Source organism: Vibrio sp. 10N.261.52.A1 (assembly GCF_002876325.1).
GTDB lineage: Bacteria > Pseudomonadota > Gammaproteobacteria > Enterobacterales > Vibrionaceae > Vibrio > Vibrio chagasii.
This window is the reverse complement of sequence record NZ_MCYD01000515.1, coordinates 1-11857: the sequence shown is the minus strand read 5'-3', so window position 1 is coordinate 11857 and position 11857 is coordinate 1. Positions and strand designations below refer to the sequence as shown.

Annotated in this window: 11 protein-coding genes; 6 read left to right on the top strand and 5 right to left on the bottom strand. The window is 44.1% G+C overall.

Annotated features, from left to right (window positions below; translation table 11 throughout):
• Positions 1 to 57 precede the first annotated feature (57 nt).
• Positions 58 to 1302, top strand: coding sequence for an MFS transporter (locus tag BCT81_RS06825; protein WP_102423630.1), 1245 nt, complete (start codon positions 58 to 60; stop codon positions 1300 to 1302).
• A gap of 53 nt (positions 1303 to 1355) precedes the next feature.
• Entirely contained in the window at positions 1356 to 2168 is an 813-nt protein-coding gene (locus tag BCT81_RS06820; RefSeq protein WP_102423629.1) for a helix-turn-helix transcriptional regulator, read from the top strand.
• 25 nt (positions 2169 to 2193) lie between these two features.
• Here the strand turns inward: BCT81_RS06820 and BCT81_RS06815 are convergent, their stop codons facing one another.
• Positions 2194 to 2925 carry an EAL domain-containing protein gene (locus BCT81_RS06815; RefSeq protein ID WP_102423631.1) on the bottom strand — a complete coding sequence of 244 codons (732 nt, stop codon included), beginning with the start codon at positions 2923 to 2925 and terminating at the stop codon, positions 2194 to 2196.
• Between the two features lie 379 nt (positions 2926 to 3304).
• Here BCT81_RS06815 and BCT81_RS06810 point away from each other — a divergent pair, with 379 nt between their 5' ends.
• The 3 genes from BCT81_RS06810 (at position 3305) to BCT81_RS06800 (ending at position 6659) form a co-directional block, all read left to right on the top strand.
• The gene (locus tag BCT81_RS06810) at positions 3305 to 4498 is read left to right on the top strand and encodes a glycine C-acetyltransferase (RefSeq protein WP_102423628.1); all 1194 of its coding nucleotides are present in this window, start codon (positions 3305 to 3307) and stop codon (positions 4496 to 4498) included.
• A gap of 110 nt (positions 4499 to 4608) precedes the next feature.
• Positions 4609 to 5640 (top strand): L-threonine 3-dehydrogenase, encoded by a 1032-nt coding sequence (gene tdh / locus BCT81_RS06805; RefSeq protein WP_061031177.1) that lies wholly within the window; start codon positions 4609 to 4611, stop codon positions 5638 to 5640.
• 173 nt (positions 5641 to 5813) lie between these two features.
• Positions 5814 to 6659, top strand: a complete 846-nt coding sequence (locus BCT81_RS06800; RefSeq protein ID WP_102423627.1) for a hypothetical protein — start codon at positions 5814 to 5816, stop codon at positions 6657 to 6659.
• Positions 6660 to 6732: 73 nt separating this feature from the next.
• Here BCT81_RS06800 and BCT81_RS29275 read toward each other — a convergent pair whose 3' ends face one another.
• On the bottom strand, positions 6733 to 6870 hold the full coding sequence (locus tag BCT81_RS29275; RefSeq protein ID WP_170222464.1) for a hypothetical protein: 138 nt from the start codon (positions 6868 to 6870) through the stop codon (positions 6733 to 6735).
• A gap of 287 nt (positions 6871 to 7157) precedes the next feature.
• Between BCT81_RS29275 and BCT81_RS06795 the strand changes: the two genes are divergently transcribed.
• Positions 7158 to 7403 (top strand): hypothetical protein, encoded by a 246-nt coding sequence (locus BCT81_RS06795; protein ID WP_102423626.1) that lies wholly within the window; start codon positions 7158 to 7160, stop codon positions 7401 to 7403.
• A 78-nt stretch (positions 7404 to 7481) separates the two neighbouring features.
• On the opposite strand, the gene BCT81_RS06790 is transcribed toward BCT81_RS06795, so the two are convergent.
• From BCT81_RS06790 to BCT81_RS06780, 3 genes are all read right to left on the bottom strand, one after another.
• Positions 7482 to 8705, bottom strand: coding sequence for a DUF819 family protein (locus BCT81_RS06790; RefSeq protein ID WP_102423625.1), 1224 nt, complete (start codon positions 8703 to 8705; stop codon positions 7482 to 7484).
• A 515-nt stretch (positions 8706 to 9220) separates the two neighbouring features.
• On the bottom strand, positions 9221 to 11146 hold the full coding sequence (locus tag BCT81_RS06785; protein ID WP_102423624.1) for a monovalent cation:proton antiporter-2 (CPA2) family protein: 1926 nt from the start codon (positions 11144 to 11146) through the stop codon (positions 9221 to 9223).
• Complete coding sequence (locus BCT81_RS06780) at positions 11146 to 11763, bottom strand: NAD(P)H-dependent oxidoreductase (protein WP_102423623.1); 618 nt, start codon at positions 11761 to 11763, stop codon at positions 11146 to 11148. The genes BCT81_RS06785 and BCT81_RS06780 overlap by 1 nt, the downstream gene beginning before the upstream one ends.
• Positions 11764 to 11857 lie beyond the last annotated feature (94 nt).

Here is an 11857-nt window from a genome sequence, read left to right as displayed (position 1 = left end):
CTCTATATACTGGCTGAATAATAATATTTAAATCAGTCGGTTATAGAGGCGTTATCTATGGATAGATCAGAAAGCTTGTTTCAAAAGCAGCGTATAAAACGGTTTAACTTTTCAGTATGGACAGTTCTGACTGGAACGTTACTCGCCCGAACAAGCTACTTTATGGCATGGCCTTTTCTGATCGTCTTTCTCTATGAAGATTACGGCGCTTCAGCGATTGAAGTCGGTACCATGCTAGCGGTATCCGCCGTTGTTGGTGCTGGAACTGGGCTCTACTCGGGTTACCTTTCGGATAAGCTAGGGCGTAAATGGGTCATGGTGCTCGGCAGTTGGATTGCCTCGATATCCTACACTGGCATCGCATTAGCGAGTGAAGTGTGGCAGTTCTATGTGTTGATCATGATGACAGGTCTAATGCGCCCAATGATCGAAGCGCCAGCTAAGGCAGTCATAGGCGATAATCTCAAAGACTCCAAAGATCGTGAGTTAGCGCTGAACATTCGTTACTTCTTACTTAATCTGGGTGGCGCACTTGGTCCATTGATTGGTATCACTTTGGCTCTTTCTCAGCCACAAAACTTGTTCTTTGTTGCTGGTGGTACTTATGTCGTTTACGGTTTCTGGCTGCTGTTAGGAATTGAACGAAAAGGTACTTTTACCAAGCCAGATCCCTCTCAACTGCCTAATTTCGCCGCGACGCTTAATGTGATTCGTAAAGACAACATTTTTGTAAAACTGATGGTCGCTAACTTCATCATGATGTTTGTCTACGCGCAGGTTGAGTCGTCAATTCCTCAAGTCATCGTGCGCTCTTCAATCGCTGATGCCGCTCAACTCATTGCTGGGTTAGTTTTGGTGAATACGCTGACGATTATCGTTTTCCAGTTCCCAATGCTTAAATGGCTTGAGCACGTGCCGCTGTTTGTTAGAACTCGAATCGGCATGATTTTGATGGCGATTGCGCAAATTGGCTTTCTTTTTACACCAAATGATTGGCCACTAGGTTGGGGAATTGCTTGTTTTATATTAAGTTTAGGAGAAGTGATTGCTTTCCCAACCCTTAATGTACAAATCGATAGAATGGCACCGCCACATCTCAGAGGCTCTTACTTCGGTGCGGCGGCACTTTACTCTCTTGGCTTTGCTATTGCGCCATTGCTTGGTGGTGTGGTGATAGAGATGTTGAGCGCCTACTGGCTATTTGTGCTCTGTTTCATCCTATGCTTGGCGATGATTTGGTTGTACTGGTTGGCAGAGCATACTGAAGACAGTGTCGAAAGAGAGTCGATGACCCTGACTTAGCGAGATGAGCCTTGGGTGTTAAGCGACTGATAATAACTAAGGCAATGTGAGTTATGGATAAATCGAATTTTGCACAAAAGTTAAAGTATCTGCGTGAAGAGAAAGCTTTATCTCAGGAAGAGTTTGCTGAGCTACTTTCTCATTCTCACCGAGCATTTTCTGGTGTCAATCAGGTGATGGTGAGCCAGTGGGAAAGGGCGAAGACACTGCCCAGTTTTGTTCGTCGTTTGGGGATTGCGAGCTTCTTCCAGGTGGATTATGACTTTTCTGTTGAAGAAATGGTGCAAGTGAAAGCAGCAACCAAGAACGCTGAGCGCCCGTTCAGTGTTGATATTGGTTACGATTACGAGGTGACCAGTGTTGAATCACATAGCCTTTGCTCACTGCCTGTAAAAAGGCTTAAGTCGATTCAAGGAATGCATCAAAAAACTTACGGTAGAGATTTTATCGAAGTCGCGAGTCATTTGGGTGTGAAGAGAGAAGATATGCAGGTGCTGTGTTTTCTTTATGAGGGCATCATCATTGGGCATGTGGTTTACGACGGTGTCAGCAAGATGCTGTGCAGTGTAGGGGCCGTGAGTATTGTTATTCGTCGCAAGATCTTTGATTACATGGCCGACAACTTAGCGGGCACTGAATTCTGTTTTCCTACTCTTGATCCAGCTATGTGTCAGTTTCTTTATGATCTCTATTTAGAGCCATACATGAGTATGCTTGGTATGCCATTTTTCAAAGCTGATATTAAAAAAGTGGTGAAAAATCCCTTTTCTCAGAATATCCAAAACAAGCACGATATCTATTTCAAGTACATCCGTTACCATGACCTAAAACAGAAGAAAAAAAGCGTTGAGTTTGTTTTAAGCTAGCCCACTCCTTAGTAGAACAGAGTCATTACATAACCAGTCTAAGATCCGTCAACGGAAGTGGCTTCGAGTATAGGAAACCCTGACAGCGATCGAAGCCAAGCTGGTGGACACGTTGATGTCTATCTACATCTTCAACACCTTCCGCTACGGTTTTAATTCCAGATGCTTTACAGTAAGCCAAAGTTTGCTGGATTAGTTCAGAGCGAGAACTGTCTTCGCTATTTACAATCGACTTATCAAATTTCACTTCATCGACATCAAGGTTCATCACCTTATTCATGTCTGAGTAACCCACACCGAAATCATCGATAGAGATTTTAATACCAAGCGCTTTATAGCGTTTAATCTGTTCGCAGAGCTTTTCATCCCATTGATCGGCTTCACTGAGTTCGAACGTTAACTGTTTTGCTTTGAACGAGGTATTCCAAAGTAGTTCACGTACTTTTTCTACGTTGTCTGGGTTCGCTAGAACTTTCTTACTGACATTTACGGCCAAGTTCAAGTGTGCTGATAGTGACTTCACTTCAGTTAAAGATTGCTCAAGAACACAAAAGAAGATCTCTTCTTCGTAACCTAGCGCGAACGCACGATCAATGAACACATCGGGTGAAAAGACACCTTCTTCTGGAATATTCAGGCGAAACAGTGCTTCTACGCCTGTTACTTTCTCTGCACTCGCTTCTACTTTTGGTTGATAAAAGCAGGTGTGCCAGTCGTTTTCGAAGGCTTCTTGAATGATGTGGTCGGATAGTGCCATGGGCTTGTTTCTCATCTTATCTTGGGCATCTGTGTAACGGCCGCACATTCTGAGAGAAACAGTAATTCACTACTATATCGTTTTGAGATTAAAAATTGAGATTTGATATGAAAGCGAAATTAGGTCGAATTTTCGGTGAACATGGCGTTAAAAAGAACAAGAGAAGGACGTTAATGTGCCCTGTGTCACTGGGATGAACCATTATTTATGCCTCAGGTTCATTAATGTTTTTCCAACTGGAGGGATAATCGAAAAGGGGATGTTCAACTAGAATATAGAGATTAGTTTTACAGTGTAAATGATCGTTTTAGGATCGTTTATATCCCTACATAATGCGGCGCGCGATGCTGCTGAATAATAACTAGGAAGGAATGAGACAATGTCTTCTGCATTTTACCAACAGATTCAAAATCAAATCGAAGAAGTTAAAGAAGAAGGTCTTTACAAGTCTGAGCGCATTATCACTTCTGCTCAAAAAGCAGCGGTTTCTATCTCGACTGGTGAAGAAGTACTAAACTTCTGTGCAAACAACTACTTAGGTCTTGCGAACCACCCTGAGCTTATCGAAGCTGCAAAAGGTGGTATGGATCAGCACGGTTTTGGTATGGCTTCAGTTCGTTTCATCTGTGGTACTCAAGATTCTCACAAAGAGCTAGAGCAAAAGCTGTCTACGTTCCTAGGTAAAGAAGACACAATCCTATACACATCTTGTTTTGATGCTAATGCTGGCCTATTCGAAACGATTCTAGGCAAAGAAGATGCAATCATCTCTGATGCACTAAACCACGCATCTATCATCGATGGCGTTCGTCTATGTAAAGCGATGCGCTTCCGCTATGCGAACAACAACATGGAAGAGCTAGAGCAGCAACTTATCGCAGCTAAAGAAGCTGGCGCTCGCCACACGCTAATCGTAACTGACGGCGTATTCTCAATGGACGGCGTAGTAGCTAACCTTCCTGCTATCTGTGACCTTGCAGACAAGTACGATGCACTAGTAATGGTTGATGATTCTCACGCTGTGGGCTTCATGGGTGAAAACGGCGCTGGTACTCATGAGTTCCACAACGTTGTTGATCGCATCGATATCATCACAGGTACGCTAGGTAAAGCAATGGGTGGCGCTTCAGGCGGTTACACGTCTGGTAAGAAAGAAGTGATCGACTGGCTACGTCAGCGTTCTCGTCCATACCTATTCTCTAACTCTGTTGCACCAGCAATCGTATCGGCGTCTATCCGCGTTCTAGATCTTCTAGCAGAATCTGGTGACCTACGTACAACACTATGGGAAAACTCTGCACACTTCCGTACTCGCATGGAAGAAGCTGGTTTCACTATGGGTGGTGCTGACCACGCAATCATCCCAATCATGCTTGGTGATGCAAAAGTAGCGGCTGAATTCGCAGAGCGCGCTCTAGAGAGAGGCATCTACGTTGTAGGCTTCTCTTTCCCAGTAGTACCAAAAGGTCAAGCTCGTATCCGTACGCAAATGTCTGCAGCACACTCTCGTGAGCAACTAGACCGCGCAATCGATGCGTTCATCCAAGTTGGTAAAGACATGGGCATCATCTAATTTTAAAGGGGTGCCACGAGCATCCTTTAATTAGATAGAACACCACCCAGTCGAACAATAAGATTTTTGATTCTCGCCTTACAGTTAGGCGAGATGAACTAGGTAACATTATGAAAATTAAAGCACTTTCTAAGCTTAAGCCTGAAGAAGGCATTTGGATGACCGAGGTTGAAAAACCTGAAATGGGTCATAATGATCTTCTTATCCGTATTAAGAAAACCGCAATTTGTGGTACAGACGTACATATCTACAACTGGGATGAGTGGTCACAAAACACAATTCCAGTACCTATGGTTGTAGGTCACGAATACGTAGGTGAAGTTGTTGGCATCGGCCAAGAAGTTCGTGGTTTTGAAATCGGCGATCGTGTTTCTGGCGAAGGTCACATCACATGTGGTCACTGTCGTAACTGTCGTGGCGGCCGTACTCACCTTTGTCGTAACACTACTGGTGTTGGCGTTAACCGCACTGGTGCGTTCTCTGAATACCTTGTGATCCCTGCGTTCAACGCGTTTAAGATCCCTGCGGAGATTTCAGATGACCTAGCATCAATCTTTGACCCGTTCGGCAACGCAGTGCACACAGCGCTTTCTTTCGACCTAGTAGGTGAAGACGTACTAATCACTGGTGCTGGCCCAATCGGTATCATGGCTGCTGCGGTTGCTAAGCACGTAGGTGCTCGTCACGTTGTAATTACTGATGTAAACGAATACCGCTTAGACCTTGCTAAGAAGATGGGCGTAACGCGCGCTGTAAACGTGATGGAAGAGAAGCTTGAAGATGTAATGGCTGATCTAGGCATGACAGAAGGCTTCGATGTAGGCCTAGAAATGTCTGGTGTACCATCAGCATTCAACAGCATGCTAACTAACATGAACCACGGCGGTAAGATCTCTCTACTAGGTATTCCACCATCAGACATGGCAGTAGACTGGAACCAAGTAATCTTTAAAGGCTTGGTTATCAAAGGCATCTACGGCCGTGAGATGTTCGAAACTTGGTACAAGATGGCATCTTTGATTCAATCAGGCCTAGATCTGTCTCCAATCATTACTCACCACTACAAAGTAGACGACTTCCAAGCAGGCTTCGACATGATGCGCTCTGGTATGTCTGGTAAAGTAATCCTAGATTGGGAATAAGCAAATAGGGGAGACCCTTAGCTAGTTCCACAATGAAAATGCCCCAAAGAAATTTGGGGCATTTTTGTTTTTTGAGGGCGAACAAATTCCCATGTCGCCTAATGGCTATTTTGAATATCGGCAATCTTTAAAATACGCGTAAATACACAGCGTTTATATTTAGAGAGGGCTTAATGGCTTGTAAATCACTTGCTGTAATAATGAGTGGATTATTATTAACGTCTACTGTTGCGATTGCTAATGAAGAAAGTAATCAAACAGCAGAGCAGGCAGCAAAGGAACTTGCAAACCCGAACACGGCTTACGCGAGCCTTAACTTAAAACTTCAATACTCTGGCGGATATGACGGAGGAGGGGACAGTTTTGCTACAGTTCTGCAGCCGACGCTACCATTCCCTATGGAGAACGGCGACAAAATCATTTTCCGCCCGGCTATCTCTTATGTTCAGAATGATTTCAATGTGAATACGTCGACAAGTTCCCAACATATGGATCAGTCGGGAGTTAGTGATATTTCCTTTGACCTAGCTTATGCGCCCAAAATGGAAGGCGGGACCATTGCCGCTTTTGGTGTGTTTGCTTCGTTACCAACCGGAAGTAATGAACTCACGGCGGATCAATTTGCTGTTGGCCCTGAGTTTATGTACGGCAAAGTAAGCGCCGATCGCGTGGTAGGTGTGTTCCCAAGCCACCTTTATGGTGTATCTGGCAATGGTGCGGATAACTCAGATACTCGTATTAACAAGACGTCTACGCAGTTATTTTGGGTAGAGTTATTAGAGGGTGGATGGACGGTGGGCTCAGCGCCGACACTTTCTTATGACTGGAATAAAGATCAGGCTGAAATTCCGTTGAATATTAGCGTAAGTAAAACAACAGTGTTCAACGGTCGTCCTTGGAAGTTTGGTATTGAAGCCAATTACTATATCGAGAAAGACGAAAAGACATGCTCGGATTTCATGCTGAGCTTTAACGTCAGCCCAGTCGTTGAGAACAAACTGGCATCTTTGTTCGATTAATCTTGTTTTAGCTGGGTTCGAAGAGAGGCTGGACGGTCGTCGTTTGGCCTTTTTATTAAAACCAATAAGTTAGCTACAAAGCAAATAAAGACACAGCTGAGAGCGTAGCAACCCGCTTGCTAAACATAGGCTTGTTCCAACCAAGGCGAGCGACATCTTGCTCTGTCAGTTCTAGGTTGATTTGTTCACAATATCTATCGAGTTCGCTCATCGTCATCACCTCGTTAATCACTTTGATAAGCAATATAACTGGATAGATATGTTCGTATAAATCAATGATTTTATAATAGGTGTTTAGCTAGACTGAACGATAGATTGTTTTAGTATCAATAGGATGAAATTAGGTCTAAATCTTCCTACAGAAAAGCTAATGAAAACAAAACCAAAAGCGGTTTGAAACTAAGAATAAACTTAAAACACACGATTCATTTTGAAGTGAGATACGACTTATTCTGTATGATAGATTTCAAGCACTTAATTTAATTATTGGTGTTTCAAATGGTACGAGTAGACATTAGAAAATTATCTAACACCCTGATTAAGGCAGGCGTTCCAGAGAAGAGGGCGGTGTTACTTGCCAAAGCATTTAAAGATTCAATTAATGAAGTCGACCCGGTATCTCAGTCGTATGTGAACAAAAAGATTGAGAAGTCCAAAAATGACACTCTTCAGTATCTGCTGGCATTCTTGGGGCTACAGATGATCTTAATTCCTTGTTTTCACTACATCATGACTAATCTGTAGACATAAAAAAGCCCGATATTGGCGTACCAATATCGGGCTTTGATGTTTAATGGATAGCTTGAGCTAAGGTGAGCTCACTTAACCCGCAGCAGCCTGCATGATTAGGCCACAGATGTAAGCGCCGTATGTACCTAACGCGTAACCTAGTACCGCCATCAAGATACCTACTGGAGCTAATGCTGGGTGGAATGCTGCTGCAACGACTGGAGCTGATGCCGCGCCACCAACGTTAGCTTGGCTACCTACTGCCATGAAGAACAGCGGTGCACGAATGATTTTCGCCATCGCAATCATGAGCAGGGCATGGATAGTTAGCCATGTGATACCAATGAAGAAGTAACCTGGGTTGTCAAAGATTGCTGTAACGTCCATTTGCATACCGATGGTAGCAACTAAGATATAGATGAACGCTGAACCAATTTTCGATGCGCCACTGTGCTCTAGGCTACGTGTCGATTTGAAGCACGAAGCGATCAACGCGAACGTTGTAACCATGACGATTAGCCAGAAGAAGCCAGATGTTAGACTGTATTTTGCTAGTTCTGGAGCATTCGTTGAGATCCATGGTGCGATTATGTCACTGAAGAAGTGAGCAAGGCCTGTTAGACCAAAGGCAATCCCAGCGATCTTCATGAGATCAGTTGTTGTTGTCGGGCGAGCGTTTTCTTCTTGGTATTTCGATACCGTTTCTTTCAGTTCTTCGATTGAAGAAGTGTCTGCTTTTAGCCATGCGTCAATTTTCTTCTGACGGCCAGCCATAATTAGTAGCACTGCCATCCAGATGTTTGCACAGATAACGTCAACCGTAATCATTGCTGAGAACAGGTTATCATTTACATCGAACACTTCTTTCATCGCAGCTTGGTTTGCACCACCACCAATCCAAGAACCTGCTACTGTCGTTAGGCCGCGCCACACGTCACCAGAGACAAGGTCAGGGTTTACTTGGTCGATGATCAGAATCGCCAGAGGACCACCAATGATAATACCTGCAGTACCAGTCAGGAACATGATGACGGCTTTTGAGCCAAGACCAAAGATCTTACGAAGATCCGCTGAAATGATCAGTAGTACCAGTGCCGCTGGTAGTAGGTAGCGGCTTGCTACGAAGTATAGTTTTGAGTTTGACGCATCGATGATACCAAAGCTGTTCAACAATGAAGGAACAAAGTAGCAGAGCAATAGGCCTGGGATGAATGAATAGAATTTTTTCAGTGCGCTGTTTTGGCTACTTTCCGTGATAAATACGCCGCCAAGAATAACAGCTAACATGCCCATAATTACGGCATCATTAGTGATCATTATTATATCTCCTTTAAGGTGAGCGCATAGGTCTCACTTTTTTGATGGCAGGACTATACCGACAACTTCAATTCGTTACAAATTGTAACGATAGACATCTCTTGAAACATTTGTGTTAATTAGATTGGTTTTGGTTTGTGAATCAGACGCTTCAGGCATTTGTTGTGTGAATGTTTTTGTAATAGTTAGTAGGGTCGACTTTGATATATGCAATGGTGTTCAAAGCCCTGAAACTGGTTATTGGAATTTTAGCTGAGTTCAGTATAGTTAAAGGAAGTGCATATAAAACCATATTTTTACTGAGGTTTATGCATGGCGAGTATGTTTCAAAAATGTAAAAAGTGAATTCGTTTTTGAAGAGAGGGATGAGATTAAAAATTATAACTTGATCACATAAATTGCGATTATTATCCGCTTAGGTATCAATAAATGGCACTTGTTTGCGGTATTTAGGGGCCATAGATAAAGAAAAAGCGGCTAAATAGCCGCTTTTAATTGGGATTGAGAATCGAAGTTTATGATTCCTCTTCTTCAAAACCGTCTGCATAACCTTTTGGAGGCGGTGTCCAACCACGCTCTGAGCGAGAGTGCTTATCGGATCGGTCTTTCTTCATGTCTTCTTTCATCGCTTCTTCAAGGTGAATAAATATCTGTCGATAGTTGTTGTCGTACCTTGGGTTGTCTTCCGCTTCCGACCAAGCTTTGAATAGCTTTTCAGACTTACGGCTTTCAACACGTTGATAGGTCGATTTCTGCTGTTCTACGAAGAATGGGTGGTGACCCAACGAGCGTAGGGCTTGTGCGCCCATTTCTAGTGCTGAGTGGTAGGTTTCTGATTCGACGAAATCAGCGCCAGCTTCTCTCAAGCGGTAACTATGACCTCGGTCGAAAGCACGAGCCAAGATTTTTACGTTAGGGTAGGAGTGCTTAACGTACTTGACGAGCTCCACGCTTGAGTCTTGATTGTCGATGGCAACAACAAGCATTGCTGCTTCTTCGATACCCGCAGTGTGCAACAGATCGTGACGAGTCGCATCACCAAAGTAAGATTTGATATTAATAGAGCGCAACACGTCGACTTGGTTAGCCTGATGGTCCAGAACCACCGTTTTGACATCGTTCGATACCAATAAGCGGTTAACGATCTGACCGAATCGCCCGATACCCGCAATGATTACTGTGCCTTTCTCTTCGATAGTGTCCTCTTCACGGTCATTCGATTTTTGCTCGTAACGAGGCAGAATCACCTTATCAAACAAAATAAACAGGCCCGGAGTTAGGAACATTGAAAGAGCAACCACTAGTGAGAGCGTTTGAACAATGTCAGCCGGCAATACGTGGTTTTGCGCCGAGAAGCTTAATAGTACGAATCCAAACTCACCGGCTTGCGCCAAGCTCAGTGTAAATAGCCAACGATCACTGTTCTTGATTTTGAAAATCAATGCCAAGGTAAAAAGCACAGCTGCTTTTAGTAACATGACACTCAGAGTTAGCCCTATGATTAGGATGAAATCATTGAATAGAACATCGAAGTTGATTCCCGCACCTACCGTAATAAAGAACAAGCCAAGCAGCAGTCCTTTGAACGGGTCGATGTTCGATTCCAGTTCGTGTCTGAATTCACTGTTCGCCAGTACAACACCCGCAAGGAAAGTGCCTAGTGCAGGCGATAAGCCGACAAGGCTCATCAGTGCAGCAATACCAATAACCAGCATCAGTGCCGTTGCCGTGAAGATCTCACGCAGGCCAGAGCTTGCGACGAAGCGGAAGAGTGGACGGCTTAAGAAGTGCCCGCCAACAACCACAATCGCGATAGATGCAGTAATCACAAGACCATAAGCCCAACCAGGTAGGCCAGCAACCAGACTTAACTCTTCATGGTGGTCAGAAGCTGAAGTGACCGCGCTTTGTGCAGCTTCTATTAATTCTGGCAACGCCAACAGAGGAATGAATGCCAGCATCGGAATAACGGCAATATCTTGGAACAAAAGAACCGAGAAGGCATTCTTACCGCCTTCAGTCTTAGATAAGCCTTTCTCGTTGAATGTTTGCAGTACAATCGCTGTCGATGACAACGCAAAGATTAAGCCGATAGTGAGAGCGATAGTCCAAGGTTGGCCAAAGGCTAGAGCAATGCCCATTACAATGGCTGCGGTGCCCCCCACTTGCAGACCACCAAGGCCCATCAAGCGATTTCGCATTGCCCATAGCATCTTAGGCTCAAGTTCAAGGCCAACTAAGAACAGCATCATCACAACCCCGAATTCGGCAAAGTGCTGAATTGTGGTGGTTTCTTCACCGACAAGGCCGATGATAGGTCCGATAACCACACCTGCGATTAAATATCCCAGTACTGAGCCTAAGCCAAGACGCTTAGCTATCGGCACTGCGATCACGGCGGCGACTAAGTAGATAAAGGCTTGTAGAAAATATCCCGTCATTACTTAACCTCTGCTTTCAATTCTTCAACGTAGTGGTTGAGCTTTTCTGCCTTACCTGCTTTTTTTACGTTCACTTTGCCTGCAACTAACGCCTCTAATAGAAACTTATAGCTGTAGACATGCTCTTGAATGCGGTTTTCTTCCAAAGCGGTACGTGAACCAAATAGCGCGAAGGGGGCAAGATAGTTCATGCCACATAACGAAGCCGTTTGCTCAATAGGATGAAGCAATTCTCTGATGGTAAAATGGTTGTAACCGTCGCATTGGTAAGCGTCTTGTTTACCGCCCGCGGTGATGCTACAGACTAAGCTTTTACCTTCTAGCTCATTGCCATCCGTGCCGTAGGCAAAACCATACTCAAGAACAAGGTCTTGCCACTCTTTTAGAATTGCCGGAGTTGAATACCAATAAAGTGGGAATTGAAAAATGATGATGTCATGGTCCAACAGGCGTTTCTGTTCACGATCGATGTTAATTTTGAAAGTTGGGTATTCAGCGTAGAGGTCAACACAGGTCACGCCATCAATACACTTGGCTTGTTCGAATAAGGGTTTGTTTGCTTCAGAGCGATGCTGAGAAGGGTGGGCGAATAGCACCAAGACTCGATTTTTCGACATAAAGCCCTCTTTGTCCGTTAACGAATAATGCTTATTGGAATTATAGATATACAATAATAGAAGAATGATTGAAGAACAACGAATTAGCCCATAC